Raw genomic sequence first — 17,305 nt, 5'->3', positions numbered from 1 at the left:
CCCGCCAACCGGCAAACCCTTATCCCGCCCCCGGCGCCACCTGCCCGAGCCCCTCGCCACGACCGACGGGCCGTACCGGGAACGCCTGGACCGCCGACGAAGCCAGCGGCCCCACCGGAAGAGGACCGGCCTCGCCACGGACAGCGCCCGAGCGTCGCCCTGCCGCCCCTGCCATGCCCCCGGCCCCCCGCCCCGGACGGCACCCGGCGGCGGCCGGCTCCCTCGGCGGCGTCACCGCCGGCAGCGATCACGTACGCGCCGTGCCCCGTCACCCTCGGCCCGAGCACCGCGCCCGGGCCGCGGGTACGCCCTCACCCGCCGAGCGCCTCGCCCGCCGGACGCGTCTCGCCCGCGGGACCCGCCTCGCCGGCCGGTACCACCGTGGCGCCCGCCCAGGTCAGGGCCTTCCAGCCGTCCTGCGGGGTGCCTTCCAGGATCACTGTGCCGGTGTTGGCGAGGCGGTGGGCGGCGGCGAAGGGGACGTCGATGTTGTGGGCGCGGGCGGCGACCCAGGTGCGGATCGCGGCGCCGTGGCTGACCAGGGCGACCGCTCCCGCGCCGGTCCCGGCGGCTTCGGCGGCCTCCGCGACCACGGCGTCGTAGCGCGCCAGGAATTCCACGCCGTTCTCGCCGCCCGGCATGCGCAGCTCCACCTCGCCCGTGGCCCAGGCGAACACCGTGCGCATGTAGAGCGCGCCGTCCTCGGAGTCGCCGGACCGCATCTCCAGGTCGCCCGCGGAGATCTCCCGGATGCCGTCACGGACGAGGACGTCGAGCCCGCGGGCGGCGGCCAGCGGGGCGGCGGTGAGCTGGGTGCGGACGAGCGTGGAGGCGTACACGGCCCCGATGCGCTCGTCGGCGAGGGCCGCGGGGAGGGCCGCCGCCTGCCGCTCGCCCAGTTCCGTCAGGCCGGGGCCGGGGACGGCGGTGTCGAGGAGGTAGTTCACGTTGGTGGGGGTCTGGCCGTGGCGGACGAGCAGCAGGCGCATGCGGTGACCCTTCCGGTCGCGGACGCCGTCCCGGCGGGTGACGGTGGCTTCAGGGTATCCGGAGACAGCGTGACACTCCGTCAGTCCACATGGTGAAATAGTTGGTCTCAAAATACGGTCGGCGAGCGTACGGTGATGAGCATCGCCCCGGGCTTTTCGGGAGCCGGGGGGCCGGTATGTCGAGAAGGGGTAGAGCCATGCCGAAGGCACAGGAGACCGCCGTCTACACGCACGGGCACCACGAGTCGGTGCTGCGTTCGCACACCTGGCGGACCGCCGCGAACTCCGCGGCCTACCTCCTCGGCTCGCTGAAGCCGCACATGAGGATCCTGGACATCGGCTGCGGCCCGGGCACCATCACCGCCGACCTGGCCGCCCTGGTCCCCGACGGGCACGTCACCGGCGTCGACCACGCGCCCGCCGTCCTGGAGCGGGCGCGCGCCACCGCCGCCGAGCGGGGCCTGACCAACGTCGACTTCGCGGTCGCGGACGTGCACGCCCTCGACCATCCGGACGACTCGTTCTGCGTGGTCCACGCCCACCAGGTGCTCCAGCACGTCGGCGACCCGGTGCAGGCGCTGCGCGAGATGCGGCGGGTGACGAAGCCGGGTGGGTACGTCGCCGTACGCGACTCGGACTACGCGGCGATGACCTGGTTCCCCGCCTCCCCCGGAATGGACGGCTGGCTGGACCTGTACCGACGGGTGGCGCGGGCCAACGGCGGCGAGCCGGACGCGGGGCGCCGGCTGAGGTCGTGGGCGCTGGCGGCGGGGTTCACCGACATCACGGCGACCTCCGCCACCTGGACGTTCAGCACGGCCGAGGAGCGGGCCTGGTGGAGCGGGCTGTGGGCCGACCGCACGCTGGCCTCGGCCTACGCGGAACGCGCCACGCAGGGCGGGCACGCCACCCCGGAGCAGCTGCGGGCCGTGTCGCGGGCCTGGCGGGAGTGGGGCGGGCGGGAGGACGGCTGGTTCGCCGTCCTCCACGGAGAGATTCTGTGCCGAAAGGATGTGTGAACCGCGGATGATTCCTGAAATCCGGGACACCCGGATTTCAGGAGGTTCACACTATGGTTCCCATTCTGCTGGTGCTGCTGCTGGTGCTGATACTTTTCGGTGCCGGATTCGCGGTGAAGTTGCTTTGGTGGATCGCGCTCGCGGTTCTTGTCGTCTGGCTCCTGGGATTCCTCTTCCGGGGCACCTCCGCGGCGGGAGGCAGGGGCCGTTGGTACAGGTGGTGAATTGACGGCTCTTCGGGATCATTCCCGGGGAAGCAGCGGTCCGAGCGGCCCGAGGTCCAGATTGAGGTCCTCGGGCCGCAGTCCGTAGCGGTCGCGCAGTTCGGCCATGCGGTCGTCGAGGAGCATCAGGGTGAGCCCGATGCGCTCCTCCTGCTCCTCGTTCAGGTCGCCCTGGTCGAAGCGGCGCAGCGCCTGCCGTTCCATCAGCTGGCGCAGCAGCTCCACCACGGTGAGGACGAGTTTGACCAGGTCGCGCTCGACGGTGTCGGGCTCGAGGTCCAGCCGGTTGCGGCGAGCGGTCACAGCGCATCCCCCCACGGCGACGGCACTTGTTCGTTCACGGAGCTGATCAGGGCGTTCAGGTCGATGCGGACGAGGTCGACGTCCGCGATGCGCAGCGTGACGTCGCCCGTGATGACGACCCCGCCGGCCAGCAGCCGGTCCAGCAGGTCCACGAGAGCGACCTCACGGCGCTCCACGACGGTCATGGGCCCTCCCCCTCGCCGGCCCCCTCGCCGGCGTCGTCGACGAACGAATAGGCCGCCCAAGGACCGGTGAGTTCCACGCGAATACCGGGCTCCTCGCCCTTTGTGCGGTCCACGATTTCCACGAATTCCTCGGATTGTCCGCGCGGCACGAGATAGGCGGCGTTCAGCACGTTCTGGCCGGCGGCAGAGGAAAGGGCGGAGTTCTGCGGCGGATGGAGCCTCGCGTCGTCGGCGTGCGCGCTCAGGGTGGTGTGCAGCCGGCCGGCGAATCGCTCGGCGCGCTGCCAGGTGTCCTCCTGCGCCATGGCCTTCCGGCGCCGCTGGAGCAGATAGTCGCGGCCGGAGGCGGGTTTCGCCGCGGGCGGCGCCGTCGCGCCGGGCTCCGTCTCGGGCTCGAGGTAGACCTTCACTCCCCACTCGACCCGTCCGGCCAGCCGGTCCAGGGTGCGCAGGAAGTACTCCTCGCGCTCCTCCATCATCACGCGGACGCCGCTGTCGTCCCGGAAGACGGTGGCCAGGCGCAGCGGCAGCGGCGTGGTGACGGCCGTGAGCGCGTCGATGACCTGCTGATGGGCGCGGGCGGTCGCGGCCAGCCAGTCCAGGTCCTCCAGATGCCGGCGGAGCGGCTCCTCGGAGAAGTCCCGCTCCGGTACATGACTGACCACGGCGATCAGGCCGTGGTGGGTGAGCAGCCTGGGCGGATCGCCCGCGACCCCCGTCAGATCGGCCTGCAGGGGCGCGCCGAGCGGCCGGCACACGGCGTAGACGTAACGCAGTCCGGTCATGGGGACTCCTCACGGACGTCCTGCGGGGTGTTCTCCCGGTTCTGGCGGGCGCGGCGGGGCTCCAGCTCCTCCAGCCGGGCCAGCCGCTCGCGCAGCTCGGCGTTCTCGCGCGAGAGCGCGTCGCGGCGGGCCCGGGTGGAGAGCGCCGGGTCGTCCTCCCACCAGTCGATGCCCATCTCCTTGGCCTTGTCGACGGAGGCCACGATGAGACGGAGCTTGATGGTGAGCAGTTCGATGTCGAGCAGGTTGATCCGGATGTCGCCCGCGATGACGATGCCCTTGTCGAGGACCCGTTCCAGGATGTCGGCGAGATTGGCGCCGCCGCCCTGGCCGTACGGCTCCGGCAGCCGGCTCGGCATGCTCATCGACGGCTCCCGCCCTCGGCGTAGGCTTCCTCGTCCTCGGGCTCCTCCTCGTCGTACTCCTCGTACTCGTCCTCGGCGGCCTCCTCCGGCTCACCGTCCTCCTCTTCCTCCTCCGACGCGCCCTCGGGTTCCTCTTCCCCGGGCTCTTCCTCCTCCTCGTCCTCGGCGTACGGGCCCTCCTCGTCCTCGGCCCCGTTCTCATCGTCCTCCGTGGCGCGGTCCTCGGCATCCCGCGCCTCGGCGCCCTCCTCGGGCTCGCCGTTCTCCTCGTTCTCCTCGTTCTCCTCCGCGACCGCGTCGTCGTGGGAGCGGACGACCTCGCCGTCGCGGATCTCGCCGCGCCAGCCGTCCTCCGCCTCTCCCTTCAGGGTGATGAAGCGGGCGAAGTTCTTCAGGTCGAGGCGGGCACGGCGGCCCTGGGCGCGCCAGATGTTGCCGGTCTTCTCGAAGAAGCCCGACGGGTAGTACTCGATGATCAGCAGGACGCGGGTGAGGCTGTCGGCGAGCCGGTGGAAGGAGACGACACCCCTCGTGGTGCCCTTGGCGCCCTCCGAGGACCAGGCGATCCTGTCGTCCGGCACCTGTTCGGTGGTCTTCGCCTTCCAGCTGCGGTTGGACCAGAAGACCTTCGCCTGCCAGTCGCTGGTGGTGTCGTCGGCGCGGCTCGCGCTCTTGACGCCCTTGGCGAAGGTGCTGAAGTCCTGGTACTGGGTCCACTGGTCGTAGGCCGTGCGCAGCGGCACGCCGACGTCGATGTGCTCCATGATGACGGTCGGCTTGTTGCCGGCTTTCCCCTTGCCCTTGCCCTTGCCGCCACCGAGTTTCTTGAAAGCGCCCATCACGTTGTCCTTGGCACGGGAGGCGCCGAGTTCCAGCGCGGAGCGCAGAGGTCCCTTGCCCTGGGCGAGCTTGCGGCCGCCTTCGAGGGCGAGCTTGCCGAGGCCCGGGCTGTTGCCCTCGGCGATGTCGGTGAGCTTGCCCGTGGTCTCGCCGAGCTTGCGGCCGACGCCGGTCAGCATGCGCGTGGCCTGGGCGGCGAGGTACTCCTGCACCTCTTCCTTGAGCCGTTCGGCGGCCTCGCTGTGGGCCACCTCGGTCAGCGGGTTGCCGGCGGAGGAGGCCGCGGACGTCGCGGATTTGGCGGATCCGAGTGTCTCGGTCATCGGTCACCGCCTCCCTTCGACCGCCGGGCGCGCGAGCCGCTGCCCGAGGCAGTCCTGGATGTGGTCCGCCCGGCCGTCTTCCCGGCCGAAGCGGTGGTCTTGGCGGCCGCCTTGCGGGCCGGGGCCCTCTTGGCGGGCGCTTTCCTGGCCGCCTTCTTCGCCGGCCCCTGCCTGGCCGCCGTCTTGCGCCGCGGCTCCTCTTCCTCGGTTTCCTCGGTCTCCTCCTCGTCCTCCTCGAGGTCCTGCGGCTCCTCGTCCTGCGCGCCCTCGTCCTCGGTCTCTTCCTCGTCCCGGGCGTCCTGCGGCTCCTCGTACTCCTCGTCCGCCCGGTCTTCCGTCTCGTCGTCCGCCCGCTGATCGCCCACGTCGGGGACGACGCCCGCGACCTGGTCGCGCACCTGCGCGGTGCGGCCGTGCAGCCGGTCGGCGAGCGCGTTCATCTGCCGTTCGACCATGGCGCCGGAGGCGGCCTTGCCGACCCCGCGCAGATCCTGGCGCACCTGGTCTCCGATCTCCTTGAACTGCGGGTTGTCCCGCAGTTGCTGGGAGAGCAGGTCCGCGAGGGCCTTGGGGGTCAGGTTCAGCTTCTTGCCCGCCACCAGCGAGCCGACGGCGAGGGCCATCTTCAGCTTCTTGGTCCGTCCGAGGAGGTATCCGGCCCCGACGGCGAGGCCCAGTCCCATTCGGTTCATCGTGTCGTCCCGTCGTCCGTTTCCACGTTGCCGCGCATCGCGACCTCCAGCCGGTCCAGGAGTTCGTCCTCCATGCGGTCGAACTCCTCCTCGGTGATCTCACCGGCTTCCAGCTGCTCCTCGAGCCGGGAGAGTTCGGTCCGGATCGCGGAGGGGTCGTAATAGATGCGTTCGGCTTCCTGGACCAGTTGTCTGATCACCCACGCGCTGCCACGCACGGGGGCGAACGGCAGCAGCAGTACCTCTCCGACCAGTCCCACGGCACACCTACTTCCCGGCTGTCTGCTCCGCGGGCTCGGCCGGTCCGGGCTCGACGAAGCTGTACGGCGGCAGCGGCCCGTTCAGGCGCACGTCGAGGTGCGGATGAGCCGCGCGGAGGTCGTCCACCGCCTGTGCGAAGCCCGCGGCCGCGTCCCGGTCCACCAGGAACGACACGTTGGCCAGCCAGCCCGTGGACTCCGGTCCCACGCTGACGGCCGCGGCGAGCGGCTCCAGGGCCTGCTGCACGAGGCCCGCATCCTCGGCCTCCTGGGCCTTGACGGCGGCGGCCACCATCTCGCCCAGCTGCAGCTTCTGCTCGTAAGTCCCGCCGCCCGCCTTCCGGTTGGCCTCGGCGAGGGCGCGCAGCTCCGGATTGCCCGCCATCACGTGGTGCAGCACGGCCTCCTCGGCATGGGTCGCCTTGACGTTGTACTCGACCTTGCCTTCGAGGGCCTTCAGCCGTTCCTTGTAGTGGTCGGCGCGCTCGGCGAGCACCCCGGTGACGGCGCTGTCGTCGGGGGCGACACTGCCGAACCTCATGGGCAGCACGCAGCCGGCGGATCCCGCCTCGGCGAGCACGTTCTGGTGGGCGAGGAGATCGCGCCGCTTGGGGCGCAGCCCCTCGGGGGCGTCGCTGACGATCGCCGCCAGCTCCCCCTCCTTCAGCACACGCACCGGCATGGGCGGCTCGCCGACGCCGCCCAGATCCTCCGGGACGGTGGGGTGCGAGCCGGCGGTGATGCCGTAGACGTACGTGCTCACTCCTGTTCCTCCTTACGGCGCGCCGAGGTGGTCTTGCGGGCCCGCGGCCTGGATTCGCGCTCCTCCTCCTTGCCGGAGCCCTCGTCACGGGCCTGTTTGAAGGCGTCGGAGATGGTCTCCGCTGCGCCGGACAGCGCTCCCTTGGACTTGCCGCGCGCTCCGGACTCGGTGATCTCGCCGACCATGTCGGGCAGGCCCGGGCTCTTGCGGGGCCCCGCCTCCAGGTCCAGGCGGTTGCACGCCTCGGCGAAGCGCAGGTAGGTGTCGACGCTGGCCACGACGACACGTACGTCGATCTTGAGGATCTCGATGCCGACCAGGGAGACCCGGACGAACGCGTCGATGACCAGCCCCCTGTCGAGGACGAGCTCCAGGACGTCGTAAAGGCCGCTGGAGCCCCCTCCGCCGCCGGACTGCTGTGCCGGGACTACGGTCATGCCGACCGCACCTCCTTGCCTTTGTGAGTGATGTCGGGACGTTCCGTCGCCGAGCGGCCTAGCGGCCGCCGGGCCTATGTGCGTCGGCCCGTCCGCGTTCGTAGCGGCGAACGCGCCGGTAGCCGGTGAGCTGCCCCTGGGGATCGAGCTGGACCTGATAGCTCGCCATCAGGCTCATGGTGTCGGGCACCCGTTCCAGTTCGAGGACCTCGACCTCCAGGGACCAGCCGTCCTCCGTCTGCTCGAAGGACGAGACGCTCTCGGCGGTCATGCCGGTCAGCTCGGCGAGCTGGGCGCGCGCCTGGCGCAGCACCTCCATGGGGCTCGGCCGGTCCTGGTCCGCCATGCTGTCGACCTCGTCCTTCGCTCCGTGCACGTCGTCCTCGGATCTCGGCGCGTCGCCCTTCGATCTCTGTACGTCGCGTGCAGTGCGTGTTCGCTCTGTGTTCCTCGTGTCAGACATGACCACCTCTTCCTCCGGGTGGCCTGAAGACTCTTGGCCAAACCTTCACGAACGACGGAGTGCTTCACATCCCGCGCAGGGCGTCCAGCCGGCGGCGGGCGGGCCCCAGTGAGCGTCCGCGGCCGGTCGCCGTGGACCAGGGGCGGCTGCGGGCCTGGTCGACCGCGCTCGCGACGGTCCAGCGGCGGGGGCCGAGGTCCGGGTCGTCGAGCTGGTCCCAGGTGATCGGCACGGCGACGGGCGCGCCGGGCCGGGCGCGCACGGTGTAGGGGGCGACGGCGGTCTGCGCGTAGGCGTTGCGGCCGACGTCGAGGTAGAGCCGGTCGCCGCGGTCGTGCTTACGGGCGGCCGTGGTGAGCCGGTCGGGGTGTTCGGCGGCGAGCAGTTCGGCGGCGTCCCGGGCGAAGGCGCGCACCTCGTCGAAGTCGTGCTGCCCGTCGAGGGGGACGACGGCGTGCAGTCCGCGCGAGCCGGTGGTCATCAGCCCCGAGGGCAGCCGGAGTTCCTCGAGCAGCTCGCCCAGCCACCGCGCCGCTTGGCGCACCGCGGCGAAGTCGTCGCCGGAGGGGTCGAGGTCGAAGACCATCAGGTCCGGCCGGTCGAGGTGCCGCCCGGACCGCGACAGCCAGCGGTGCAGGGTGAGGCAGGCCTGGTCGGCGAGGAAGGCGAGGGTGGCGGAGTCCTCGCAGACGGTGTGGCGGACGGTGCCGTCCTCCTTCGGCACCTCGACCCGGGTGATCCATTCCGGATACCGCTCGGGGGTGTTCTTCTGCATGAACCGGGGCCCGTCGACGCCGTCCGGATGCCGCTCCAGCATCAGGGGGCGGCCGCGCAGGTGCGGCAGCATGAACGTGGCCACCGACCGGTAGTACGCGACGAGGTCCTCCTTCGTGTACTGCGGCCCGTCCCCCTGTGCGGGGAAGAGCACCTTGTCCGGCCGGTGCACCTCGACGGTACGGCGCCCCGCGCGCACCGTGCGGACCCCGTCACCGCTCACGGCACGACCGCCGTCTCCACCAGCAGCCGGGCGGACGCGGCGATCGACTCGGCGTCGATGCCGGCGGCGTGCAGCTGCTCGTCCGGGGACGCCGAGCCGGGCGTCGTACGGACGGCGAGGCGCACCAGGCGGGGCATGGGGCGTCCGTCGAGGAACGCGTCGAGGACGGCGTCCCCGAGGCCGCCCTCCGGGTGGTGGTCCTCCACCGTCATCAGACATCCCGTCTCCTCGGCCGCCCGGCGCAGCGTCGCCCGGTCGACGGGCTTGACCGAGTACAGGTCGACGACACGGACCGCGATGCCCTCGCCGGCCAGGGCGTCGGCGGCTTCGAGCGCCTCGTGGACGGTGACGCCGGCCGCGACGACCGTCAGCCGGTCACGGTCGGAGGAGCGCAGCACCTTGCTGCCGCCGACCGGGAATTCCTCGTCGGGCCCGTAGAGCGTCGGTCCGCCGCCGCGCGAGGTGCGCAGATAGCGGATGCCGTCGAGCCCGGCCATCGCGGTGACCAGGTGCGCGGTCTGGTTGGGGTCGCACGGGTACAGCACGGTCGAGCCCTGCACGGCACGGAACATCGCCAGGTCCTCCAGACCCATCTGGGAGGGCCCGTCCTGCCCGATGGCGACGCCCGCGTGCGAGCCGACCAGGTTGATCCCGGCACCGCTGACCGACGCCATCCGTACGAAGTCGTGTGCGCGGGTGAGGAAGGCGGCGAACGTGGAGGCGTACGGCACCCAGCCGCGCGTCGCGAGACCGACCGCGGCGGCGACGAGCTGCTGTTCGGCGATGTAGCACTCGAAGAAGCGGTCGGGGTGCTCCTTGGCGAAGAACTCGGCGCGCGTGGAGTCGCCGACCTCGCCGTCGAGCGCGACGACGTCGGGCCGGGCGGTGCCGAGGGCGGCGAGGGCCTGTCCGTAGGCGTCGCGGGTGGGGACCTTCTCGTCGGCGTCCTTCTCCCAGCGGGGCAGGTCCAGATGACCGTTCGGGACGGAGTGCAGCATGCGGGCGGTGGGCGGCCCGTGGACCTCGACACGCAGGTCGCGGATGCCGCCCAGCTCCTCGATCGCCTCGTCGGCCTCGGGCAGCGGCTTGCCGTGCAGGCCCTCGCGGTCCTGGACGCTCTCGACGCCCTTGCCCTTGAGGGTGCGGGCGAGGATCACGGTGGGCTGGCCCCGGGTGGAGGCGGCCTCGCCGTAGGCACGGTCGATGGCGTCGACGTCGTGCCCGTCGATCTCCACGGTGTGCCAGCCGAAGGCCTGGAAGCGGCGGGCGTAGGCGTCGAGGTCGTGGCCGTGCCGGGTGGGGCCGCGCTGGCCGAGCCGGTTGACGTCGACGATGGCGGTGAGGTTGTCCAGATGCTCGTACGCCGCGTGCTCGGCGGCCTCCCACACGGAGCCCTCGGCGAGTTCGCTGTCCCCGCACAGCACCCACACCCGGTATCCGGTGCGGTCCAGGCGCTTGCCGGCCAGGGCGATGCCGACGCCGACGGGCAGGCCCTGGCCGAGCGACCCGGTGGCCGTCTCCACCCAGGGGAGCCGGCGCGGGGTGGGGTGCCCCTCCAGACTGCTGCCGAGCTTGCGGAACGTGAGCAGTGTGTCGTCGTCGATCGCGCCGGCCGCCTTGTAGGCGGAGTACAGGAGGGGGGAGGCGTGGCCCTTGGAGAGGACGAAGCGGTCGGCCGCCGGGTGGGCGGGCCGGTCGAAGTCGTAGCGGAGGTGGTTCGCCAGCAGCACCGCCATCAGGTCCGCGGCCGACATCGACGACGTCGGATGCCCGGAGCCCGCGGCGGCGGAGGCGCGCACACTGTCCACGCGCAACTGCTGGCCCAGCTCGGTGAGTTCGGCGGTGTCCATCGGGTTACTGGTCTCCTTCGGATCGGGTGTCGGGACGCTTCACGGGCCCGGGTGCGGGCGGATTGCCGCCGGGCTCACCCCTGGGCTGGTTCTTGGCGGGCTCACCGCCCGGCTGGTTCTTGGCGGGCTCACCGCCCGGCTGGTTCCTCGCGGGTTCGGGGGTCGGCGCGACGACCGTCGCCGAACCGCCCTCCTCACCGTCGGACGCGGGCTCGGACTCGGGTGCGGAGTCGGGCCGGTCCTTCGCGACCCGGGAGGTGGGGGCCACGACCGCCGCCGAGTCGTCGTCCGCGGCGGTGCCGCCGGCGCCGGACGCCCGCTCCCCGTCCGCCGCGTCCTGCGGGAGGGCCGCGCCGGGCCCGGGCTGCCGCTCCGGGCGGCCCGGCAGCCGCGCCAGCTCCGGGGACGCCGTGTCCAGCGGCACCGACCAGGACCGTACGAGGCCCAACTGGACGGCCTGGCGCGGCAGTACGGCGTCCAGCAGCCAGTCGGCGGCGACGCGGACGCGGTTGCCGGGCAGGGCGGCGAGGTGGTAGGCGCGGGTGACGAGGCTCGCCGGCAGCCCGGACAGGGGCACGCCCAGCGGGTCGGCGGCCGCCTGCACCCCGCCCAGGTCGACCACGAACCCCATGTCCTCGTGCCGGTAGGGCCGCAGATCGCCCCGGCTCAGCGAGGCGGCCACGTTCTCCCCGGCGACCTTGCCCTGCCGCCACGCGTGCTGCGCGGTCATCGGCGTGTACTGCCCGGGCCGCTCCAGATCGGGTACGGCGGCCGCGTCGCCGCACGCGAACACCTCGGGCCGGCCCGGCACCCGCAGGGTGGGTTCGACGAGGAGCCGGCCGCGTTCCAGGGGCAGTCCGAGGGACTCGGCGAGCGGATCGGGCCGTACGCCCACGCACCACACCAGGGTGCGGGTGTCGACGAACTCCCCGTCGGTCAGCAGGACTCCGTCACCCGTGGCCTCCTTCACCGAGGTCCCCATGCGCACCTCGACACCCCGCTCGCGCAGCACCCGGTCGGCGGTGCGGGAGAGCCGTTCGCCCAGTTCGGGCAGGACGCGTTCGGCGACGTCGAGGAGCAGCCAGCGCGGCCGGATGCCCTTGCGCAGCGGGTGTGCGCGCACCAGTGCGTCGGTGAACTGCTGCCCGTGCGCGGCGACCTCGGTGCCGGTGTAGCCCGCGCCGACCACCACGAACGTACAACGTGCCGAGCACTCCTCGGGGTTGGCGGCGGTGGCCGCCAACTCGATCTGGCGGGTGAGGTGGTCGCGGAGGTAGAGCGCCTCGGGCAGGCCGCGGAAGCCGTGGGCGTGCTCGGCGACGCCGGGGATGGGCAGCAGCTTGTTGACGCTGCCGGCGGCGAGGACGAGCCGGTCGTAGGCGAGGGTCCCCGTGCCGCCCTCGGGGTCGGTGTAGTGGACCGTGCGGCCGTCGAGGTCGATCCGGTCGGCCTCGCCGAGCACCAGCCGTACCTCCCGCAGCGTCCCGGACAGCGAGACGGTGACCCGGCGCGGTTCGAGGATGCCGGCGGCCACCTGGGGCAGCAGGGGCAGGTAGAGGAAGTAGTCGGTCGGGTTGAGCACGGTGATGTCGGCTCGGCCTCGGGCCTCCCGCGCGAGGGTGCGGGCCGTACGGTATCCGGCGAAGCCGGCTCCGACGATCACGATGCGGGGTCGGGCCACGGTTCGCCTCCGGGTGTCGGTCGTACGGGGATTTCCGCGTCCCCCTGGCCGGGACGGCCAAACGTGCGGCGGGCGGGGGCGGCGCCCGGCGACCGGTTTCCCGTGCGGGCGCCGGGTACTCGGACCGGGCCCCGGCCAGGACCGGTCCGGGGAGCCCGGTCACGACCGGCCGGGACCCGATCGACCCGCCCAGCGCGGAGGTGCCCCCCATGCCCGAGTACGGCTACTTCCTGTCCTGCGAGGAGTTCGGCCCCGCGGACCTCGTCGAACAGGCACGGATGGCCGAGCAGGCCGGTTTCCGGGCGCTGTGGATCTCCGACCACTACCACCCCTGGAACGACGCCCAGGGCCAGAGCCCGTTCGTCTGGTCGGTGATCGGTGCCCTGTCGGAGGCGGTCTCCCTGCCGATCGAGACGGCGGTGACCTGCCCGACCGTGCGGATCCACCCGGCGGTGGTGGCTCAGGCCGCGGCGACCTCGGCGGTGATGACGGGCGGCCGCTTCCGGCTGGGTGTGGGCTCGGGCGAGGCGCTCAACGAACACGTCCTCGGTGACGTCTGGCCGCCCGCCGACGTCCGCCTGGAGATGCTGGAGGAGGCGATCCAGGTGATGCGCCGGCTGTTCACGGGTGAGGAGGTCACCCACCACGGCCCGCACTACACGGTGGAGAACGCCCGCCTCTACACCGTCCCGGACGAGCCGGTGCCGATCGACATCTCCGGCTTCGGCCCCAAGGCGACCGCGCTCGCCTCCCGGGTCGGCGACGGCTACATCACGATGATGCCCGAGGCGCCGATGGTGGAGCAGTTCCGCAAGGGCGGCGGCGGGTCGAAGCCGGTCAGCGGCGGTACGAAGGTCTGCTACGGCACCGACCGCGCCGAGGCGGTCCGTACCGTGCGCCGCCTGTGGTCGAACCAGTTCCTGCCCGGCGAGATGGGCCAGATCCTGCCCACCCCGCGCCACTTCGAGCAGCTGGAGCCGCTGGTCACCGAGGAGATGGTCGGCGAGAAGGCGGTGTGCGGCGACGACGTCGACGAGCACGTGGCCGCGCTGACGGCGTTCGCCGACGCGGGCTTCGACCGGATCTACGTCAACCAGATCGGCCCCGACCAGCGCGGCTTCTTCGACTTCTACCGCACGAAGGTGCTGCCCCGGCTCCCGCAGGAGTGACCGCGGTGGAACTGAGCCGCCCCACCGTGTCCGTGTACACGGTCCCCACCGACGCGCCGGAGGCCGACGGCACACTGGCCTGGGACTCCACGACGGTCGTGGTGGCCGAGGTGACGGCGGGTGACACGGCCGGCCTGGGCTGGACGTACGGTCCGCCGGCCGTCGGCGCCTTCCTGGACGGTCACCTCGCTCCCCAGGTCGAGGGCCGGGACGCCTTCGCCATCCCCGCGCTGCACGAGACGCTGGTGCGCTCGGTGCGCAACGCGGGCCGCGCCGGGATCGCCTCCTGCGCGATCTCCGCCCTCGACCTCGCCCTGTGGGACCTCAAGGCCCGCCTCCTCGGCCTTCCCCTGGCCCGTCTTCTGGGCACGGCGGTCGAGGAGGTCCCGGTGTACGGCAGCGGCGGCTTCACCACGTACGACGACAGCCGGCTGGCGGACCAGCTGCACGACTGGGTGCACGTCCGGCACATCCCCCGCGCCAAGATCAAGATCGGGGAGGACCGGGGCCGGGCCGTCGACCGCGACCTGGAGCGGGTGCGGGCCGCCCGTCGGGTCGTGGGCCCGGACACGGAGCTGTACGTGGACGCCAACGGCGCCTACACCCGCAAGCAGGCCGTGCGGGTCGGGCGGGCGCTCACCGAGTGGGGCGTCGGCTGGTTCGAGGAGCCGGTGTCCTCGGACGACCTGACCGGTCTGCGTCTGGTGCGGGACGCGCTGGTGTGCGACGTGGCGGCCGGAGAGTACGGCTACGACCTGCCCTATTTCGCCCGTATGGTCGCCGCGGGCGCGGTCGACTGCCTCCAGGTGGACGTCACCCGGTGCGGCGGCGTCACCGAGTTCCTGCGCGCCGCCGCGCTGGCCCGGGGGCACGGTCTGGACGTCTCCGCCCACTGTGCGCCGCACGCCCACGCGGCCGTCGCGGCGGCCGTACCGAACGTCCGGCACATCGAGTGGTTCCACGACCATGTGCGCATCGAGTCGCTGTTCTTCGACGGGACGCTCGACCCGCAGGGCGGCACGATCAGGCCGACGGAGGCACCGGGGCACGGCCTGACACCGAAGAGGGACGCGATGGAGCCGTACCGGGTGCCCGGGCGGTGAGCCGTTTCAGCCGCGTGACCTGCGGCGCAGCCCTGCGGTGACGGCGGCGCCCAGTCCGCCGAGGAGCAGTCCCGCGCCGACCCGGCCCCGGTTGAGCGAGGCCCACTCCTGCGGGCTGCGGGAGGCCGCCTCGCCGTCGAATCGCCCGTGCGCCCCGAAGTCGTGCCCGTGCGGCCCGTCGGCGGGGCTCCACAGGTTCCCCGCGCCCTCGTGGTCACCGGGCTCCTGCTGGGCGTCGAAGCCGGTCCGGGCGAGATAGCGGTCGAGGAAGCCGGGGACCACCGCGTTGGCGATCAGGGTCGCCGCCGTGGAGCCGCCCACCCAGTACTCCCGCCGTCGCGCGTGCCCGGCCGCGTGCACGATCGCCCGGGCCGCGACCTCCGGCTGGTAGACGGGGGCCACCGGACGGGCCCGCCCCGGCATCCGGTTCACGACCCACTCGAACTGCGGGGTGTTCACGGCCGGCAGCTGCACCATCGTCGTACGGACCCGGCTCCCCGTGTGCAGCAGTTCGCACCGCAGCGACTCGTTGAACCCCTGGATGGCGTGCTTGGCGCCGCAGTACGCCGACTGCAGCGGCACCCCCCGGTAGGCGAGGGCGGAGCCGACCTGGACGATCGTGCCGCGGTCGCGCGGCAGCATGTGCCGCAGGGCGGCGCGAGTGCCGAACACGTAGCCCAGATACGTCACTTCCGTCACCCGGCGGAACTCGTCGGGCGCGATCTCGGTGAACGGGGCGAAGACGCCCGCGAAGGCGTTGTTGACCCAGACGTCGATGGGGCCGAACGCGTCGGCGACCTTCTGCGCCGCGTCCTCGACCGCCTTGGCGTCGGCCATGTCGACGCTGACGACGAGGGCCTCACCGCCGGCGCGCTGCACCTCGTCCGCGGTGGCGGCGAGGCCCTCGCGTCCCCGGGCGAGGAGGGCGACCCGGTCGCCGCGGGCGGCGAAGGCCAGGGCCGTGGCCCGGCCGACGCCTCCGCTGGCCCCGGTCACCACCACGGCCCTGCCCGGTCCCCAGGGGGTGCGCACCGCGCATCACGCCCGGTGGTGCGGGTTCTGGGGGTCGACGTGGTCCGCGCCCGGCGTCACGCCCGGCTGCGGCGCGTCGGCGCCGGGGACGGCGGGTGCGGTGGGCGGCATGGGCGGGTACGGCGTGCCCGGTCCGGCCGGCGGCATCCCGCCGACGGCGGGCCCCTGCCCCGCGTGCTCGGCACCGTGGCTCAGCTCCGCGCGGCGCTCGGCGGTGCCGGTCGTGTGCGGCCGGGCGGCACCGCGCAGCGCGTACGCCACGACGCCCAGGATCGCCGCGGTGATCAGCGCGGCGGCCCAGCCGGGCAGGCCGATGTCGAGCGCCAGGCCCACGGCGAGCGCGACGGCCGCGCCGGCGTACAGGGCGACGGCACCGGACGCCGCGTACAGGGTGGCCTTGCGGCGCTGCTTGCGGGTCTGCTCGCGCAGCTCGTCGCGGATCGTCTCGCGCGCCACCTGCGCCAGCTCGTCGACGAGGTGCTTGTCCAGATGCTCCAGATGATCCATGCGCTCCATGGCCGCCGGGTACCCGCCGTCACGGACCCGTAACGCCGCGGGCCGGATGGCGGTGCGGGCCGGATGGCGGTGCGGGCCGGATGGCGGTGTCGGCCGGGTGGCGGTGCGCGGCGGCCGGGATGGGGATCAGGTGAAGGGATCCCGCCCTCCGTCCGGCCCAACTAGGCTCGCCGCATGGACATTCTGGGAGCCACGCTGCGGATCTGCGTCGACGATCTGGAGGCCTCGGTCTCCTTCTACGAACGGCTCGCGGGGACCGAGGCGCTCCGTTTCGAACGCGGTGGTGTGGAGGTGGCCGCGGTCGGCTGCTTCCTCCTGATGAGCGGGCCCGAGGCCGAGCTGGAGGTGCTGCGCAAGGTCGCGGCGACCATCGCCGTCACGGACGTCGACGAGGCCCACAAGACCCTCACCGAGCTCGGCGCGGACGTCGTCGCGGGCCCGGTGGCGACCCCGGCGGGCCGCAACCTGATCGCCCGTCACCCCGACGGCACGGTGTACGAGTACGTGGACCGCCGGCGCGGCTAGAAGGCCGATGAAGATCTTGCTCTGCCGGCCCGCCTCGCCCTGGCTTGCCGGCGATTGCCGAGTTGCGGGATGCCGAAGGTCTGGCAACGGTGTCGCCGAGCACCTCGGGGCCCCACTCGCGCAGCTCGCCGACGGTGACGACGGGCGTCTTCAGGGCGCGGAGTTCGACGACCTCGTCCTCCTCGGCGAAGTAGTCGCGGATGCCGAAGAACCGGATGTCCTCGTCGCGCAGACAGGGCCCGAGGCCCTCCAGGTTCGGGTTCGTGAGGTCCTTCTGCCCGCGCCCGGTCGCGAGGGCGACCTCCTCGCCGCCCGCCGCGCCGATCCGGTCGGAGTTGCCCGGGTGCCGGAGTCGGGCGAGGCGTCCACGGCGGCGAGCCCGTACCGTCCGAGGCGGCGCAGCGCGAGCGAGGCGCCGAGCCGGATCGAGCAGTCCCCGCCGAGGACGACGGGAAAGGCACCGGCGCGTACGTGACGCTCGATCCGGTCGGCCAGCCTGCGGGTGTAGGAGGCGATGGCGGCCGCGGTGAAGACGCCGTCGCCCTCCTGCCAGTCCCCCCGGTCGTATCGCGGCGGGACGACGACCCCGCCCTCGGCCGCGCCGAGCCGCCGCACGATCCCCTGTTCCCGCAGGGCACCGGCGAGCTTGTGACAGCCGGGGACGGTACCGGGCGCGGGCGGGCGCAGGCCCAGATTCGACGGGGCGTCGAGCACGACGAAATTCCGTATGCGATGCATCGTCGCCGACATACAGTCGACCGTCCATCGAGTTGCGTGAAGGAGC

At 72.8% G+C, this 17,305-nt stretch carries 21 protein-coding genes and 1 pseudogene; 5 read left to right on the top strand and 17 right to left on the bottom strand.

Going from position 1 to position 17,305, the window contains the following annotated elements; all coding sequences use genetic code 11:
• Positions 1–311 precede the first annotated feature (311 nt).
• Positions 312–989: a histidine phosphatase family protein gene (locus ACIBVL_RS16370; RefSeq protein ID WP_399097806.1), complete on the bottom strand. Its 678-nt coding sequence runs from the start codon at positions 987–989 to the stop codon at positions 312–314.
• 197 nt (positions 990–1,186) lie between these two features.
• Here ACIBVL_RS16370 and ACIBVL_RS16365 point away from each other — a divergent pair, with 197 nt between their 5' ends.
• The gene (locus tag ACIBVL_RS16365; RefSeq protein ID WP_399097805.1) at positions 1,187–2,008 is read left to right on the top strand and encodes a class I SAM-dependent methyltransferase; all 822 of its coding nucleotides are present in this window, start codon (positions 1,187–1,189) and stop codon (positions 2,006–2,008) included.
• A gap of 53 nt (positions 2,009–2,061) precedes the next feature.
• On the top strand, positions 2,062–2,232 hold the full coding sequence (locus tag ACIBVL_RS16360) for a hydrophobic protein (protein WP_133913849.1): 171 nt from the start codon (positions 2,062–2,064) through the stop codon (positions 2,230–2,232).
• Between the two features lie 18 nt (positions 2,233–2,250).
• Here the strand turns inward: ACIBVL_RS16360 and ACIBVL_RS16355 are convergent, their stop codons facing one another.
• The 13 genes from ACIBVL_RS16355 to ACIBVL_RS16295 all read right to left on the bottom strand — a co-directional run bounded on the left by ACIBVL_RS16355 (position 2,251) and on the right by ACIBVL_RS16295 (position 12,176).
• Positions 2,251–2,535 carry a gas vesicle protein K gene (locus ACIBVL_RS16355; protein ID WP_399097804.1) on the bottom strand — a complete coding sequence of 95 codons (285 nt, stop codon included), beginning with the start codon at positions 2,533–2,535 and terminating at the stop codon, positions 2,251–2,253.
• A complete protein-coding gene (locus tag ACIBVL_RS16350; protein WP_399097803.1) occupies positions 2,532–2,720 on the bottom strand; it encodes a gas vesicle protein in 189 nt (62 codons plus the stop codon). Before ACIBVL_RS16350 ends, ACIBVL_RS16355 begins: the two co-directional genes overlap by 4 nt.
• On the bottom strand, positions 2,717–3,505 hold the full coding sequence (locus ACIBVL_RS16345) for a GvpL/GvpF family gas vesicle protein (protein WP_399097802.1): 789 nt from the start codon (positions 3,503–3,505) through the stop codon (positions 2,717–2,719). Before ACIBVL_RS16345 ends, ACIBVL_RS16350 begins: the two co-directional genes overlap by 4 nt.
• Positions 3,502–3,870: a gas vesicle protein gene (locus ACIBVL_RS16340; protein ID WP_399097801.1), complete on the bottom strand. Its 369-nt coding sequence runs from the start codon at positions 3,868–3,870 to the stop codon at positions 3,502–3,504. The genes ACIBVL_RS16345 and ACIBVL_RS16340 overlap by 4 nt, the downstream gene beginning before the upstream one ends.
• Positions 3,867–5,033, bottom strand: coding sequence for an SRPBCC family protein (locus ACIBVL_RS16335; protein WP_399097800.1), 1,167 nt, complete (start codon positions 5,031–5,033; stop codon positions 3,867–3,869). The genes ACIBVL_RS16340 and ACIBVL_RS16335 overlap by 4 nt, the downstream gene beginning before the upstream one ends.
• Positions 5,030–5,725, bottom strand: coding sequence for a DNA primase (locus ACIBVL_RS16330; protein ID WP_399097799.1), 696 nt, complete (start codon positions 5,723–5,725; stop codon positions 5,030–5,032). The genes ACIBVL_RS16335 and ACIBVL_RS16330 overlap by 4 nt, the downstream gene beginning before the upstream one ends.
• A complete protein-coding gene (locus ACIBVL_RS16325; protein WP_399097798.1) occupies positions 5,722–5,985 on the bottom strand; it encodes a gas vesicle protein GvpG in 264 nt (87 codons plus the stop codon). Before ACIBVL_RS16325 ends, ACIBVL_RS16330 begins: the two co-directional genes overlap by 4 nt.
• A 7-nt stretch (positions 5,986–5,992) precedes the next feature.
• A complete protein-coding gene (locus ACIBVL_RS16320) occupies positions 5,993–6,748 on the bottom strand; it encodes a GvpL/GvpF family gas vesicle protein (protein WP_399097797.1) in 756 nt (251 codons plus the stop codon).
• Positions 6,745–7,185: a gas vesicle structural protein GvpA gene (locus tag ACIBVL_RS16315; RefSeq protein ID WP_399097796.1), complete on the bottom strand. Its 441-nt coding sequence runs from the start codon at positions 7,183–7,185 to the stop codon at positions 6,745–6,747. The genes ACIBVL_RS16320 and ACIBVL_RS16315 overlap by 4 nt, the downstream gene beginning before the upstream one ends.
• Before the next feature lie 58 nt (positions 7,186–7,243).
• The gene (locus tag ACIBVL_RS16310; protein WP_399097937.1) at positions 7,244–7,531 is read right to left on the bottom strand and encodes a gas vesicle protein; all 288 of its coding nucleotides are present in this window, start codon (positions 7,529–7,531) and stop codon (positions 7,244–7,246) included.
• Between the two features lie 181 nt (positions 7,532–7,712).
• Positions 7,713–8,645, bottom strand: coding sequence for a non-homologous end-joining DNA ligase (gene ligD, locus ACIBVL_RS16305; RefSeq protein WP_399097795.1), 933 nt, complete (start codon positions 8,643–8,645; stop codon positions 7,713–7,715).
• On the bottom strand, positions 8,642–10,495 hold the full coding sequence (locus ACIBVL_RS16300; RefSeq protein WP_399097794.1) for a transketolase: 1,854 nt from the start codon (positions 10,493–10,495) through the stop codon (positions 8,642–8,644). Before ACIBVL_RS16300 ends, ligD begins: the two co-directional genes overlap by 4 nt.
• A gap of 4 nt (positions 10,496–10,499) precedes the next feature.
• Positions 10,500–12,176, bottom strand: a complete 1,677-nt coding sequence (locus ACIBVL_RS16295; protein ID WP_399097793.1) for an FAD-dependent oxidoreductase — start codon at positions 12,174–12,176, stop codon at positions 10,500–10,502.
• A gap of 209 nt (positions 12,177–12,385) precedes the next feature.
• Here ACIBVL_RS16295 and ACIBVL_RS16290 point away from each other — a divergent pair, with 209 nt between their 5' ends.
• Both ACIBVL_RS16290 and ACIBVL_RS16285 read left to right on the top strand, forming a co-directional pair.
• The gene (locus tag ACIBVL_RS16290; RefSeq protein WP_399097792.1) at positions 12,386–13,345 is read left to right on the top strand and encodes an LLM class F420-dependent oxidoreductase; all 960 of its coding nucleotides are present in this window, start codon (positions 12,386–12,388) and stop codon (positions 13,343–13,345) included.
• Positions 13,346–13,350: 5 nt separating this feature from the next.
• The gene (locus ACIBVL_RS16285) at positions 13,351–14,448 is read left to right on the top strand and encodes an enolase C-terminal domain-like protein (RefSeq protein ID WP_399097791.1); all 1,098 of its coding nucleotides are present in this window, start codon (positions 13,351–13,353) and stop codon (positions 14,446–14,448) included.
• A 6-nt stretch (positions 14,449–14,454) separates the two neighbouring features.
• Here the strand turns inward: ACIBVL_RS16285 and ACIBVL_RS16280 are convergent, their stop codons facing one another.
• Both ACIBVL_RS16280 and ACIBVL_RS16275 read right to left on the bottom strand, forming a co-directional pair.
• Positions 14,455–15,480: an SDR family oxidoreductase gene (locus ACIBVL_RS16280; RefSeq protein ID WP_399097790.1), complete on the bottom strand. Its 1,026-nt coding sequence runs from the start codon at positions 15,478–15,480 to the stop codon at positions 14,455–14,457.
• A gap of 6 nt (positions 15,481–15,486) precedes the next feature.
• Complete coding sequence (locus ACIBVL_RS16275; protein ID WP_399097789.1) at positions 15,487–15,996, bottom strand: phage holin family protein; 510 nt, start codon at positions 15,994–15,996, stop codon at positions 15,487–15,489.
• 174 nt (positions 15,997–16,170) lie between these two features.
• Between ACIBVL_RS16275 and ACIBVL_RS16270 the strand changes: the two genes are divergently transcribed.
• On the top strand, positions 16,171–16,521 hold the full coding sequence (locus tag ACIBVL_RS16270; RefSeq protein ID WP_399097788.1) for a VOC family protein: 351 nt from the start codon (positions 16,171–16,173) through the stop codon (positions 16,519–16,521).
• Positions 16,522–16,615: 94 nt separating this feature from the next.
• Here ACIBVL_RS16270 and ACIBVL_RS16265 read toward each other — a convergent pair.
• Positions 16,616–17,250 (bottom strand): annotated as a pseudogene (locus ACIBVL_RS16265) (arginase family protein); the annotation flags it as partial.
• Positions 17,251–17,305: the final 55 nt, after the last annotated feature.

Origin of the sequence: Streptomyces sp. NPDC049687 (genome assembly GCF_044465285.1) — a bacterium.
GTDB lineage: Bacteria > Actinomycetota > Actinomycetes > Streptomycetales > Streptomycetaceae > Streptomyces.
Note: the sequence above shows the minus strand (reverse complement) of the source record. Positions and strands in the feature narration are given on the sequence as shown.

Bases quoted from the DNA above. Each gene is read 5' to 3' on its own strand.
- ACIBVL_RS16370 (WP_399097806.1), bottom strand. From the start codon at position 989: ATGCGCCTGCTGCTCGTCCGCCACGGCCAGACCCCCACCAACGTGAAC.
- ACIBVL_RS16365 (WP_399097805.1), top strand. From the start codon at position 1,187: ATGCCGAAGGCACAGGAGACCGCCGTCTACACGCACGGGCACCACGAG.
- ACIBVL_RS16360 (WP_133913849.1), top strand. From the start codon at position 2,062: ATGGTTCCCATTCTGCTGGTGCTGCTGCTGGTGCTGATACTTTTCGGT.
- ACIBVL_RS16350 (WP_399097803.1), bottom strand. From the start codon at position 2,720: ATGACCGTCGTGGAGCGCCGTGAGGTCGCTCTCGTGGACCTGCTGGAC.
- ACIBVL_RS16345 (WP_399097802.1), bottom strand. From the start codon at position 3,505: ATGACCGGACTGCGTTACGTCTACGCCGTGTGCCGGCCGCTCGGCGCG.
- ACIBVL_RS16340 (WP_399097801.1), bottom strand. From the start codon at position 3,870: ATGAGCATGCCGAGCCGGCTGCCGGAGCCGTACGGCCAGGGCGGCGGC.
- ACIBVL_RS16335 (WP_399097800.1), bottom strand. From the start codon at position 5,033: ATGACCGAGACACTCGGATCCGCCAAATCCGCGACGTCCGCGGCCTCC.
- ACIBVL_RS16330 (WP_399097799.1), bottom strand. From the start codon at position 5,725: ATGAACCGAATGGGACTGGGCCTCGCCGTCGGGGCCGGATACCTCCTC.
- ACIBVL_RS16315 (WP_399097796.1), bottom strand. From the start codon at position 7,185: ATGACCGTAGTCCCGGCACAGCAGTCCGGCGGCGGAGGGGGCTCCAGC.
- ACIBVL_RS16310 (WP_399097937.1), bottom strand. From the start codon at position 7,531: ATGGCGGACCAGGACCGGCCGAGCCCCATGGAGGTGCTGCGCCAGGCG.
- ACIBVL_RS16300 (WP_399097794.1), bottom strand. From the start codon at position 10,495: ATGGACACCGCCGAACTCACCGAGCTGGGCCAGCAGTTGCGCGTGGAC.
- ACIBVL_RS16290 (WP_399097792.1), top strand. From the start codon at position 12,386: ATGCCCGAGTACGGCTACTTCCTGTCCTGCGAGGAGTTCGGCCCCGCG.
- ACIBVL_RS16275 (WP_399097789.1), bottom strand. From the start codon at position 15,996: ATGGAGCGCATGGATCATCTGGAGCATCTGGACAAGCACCTCGTCGAC.
- ACIBVL_RS16270 (WP_399097788.1), top strand. From the start codon at position 16,171: ATGGACATTCTGGGAGCCACGCTGCGGATCTGCGTCGACGATCTGGAG.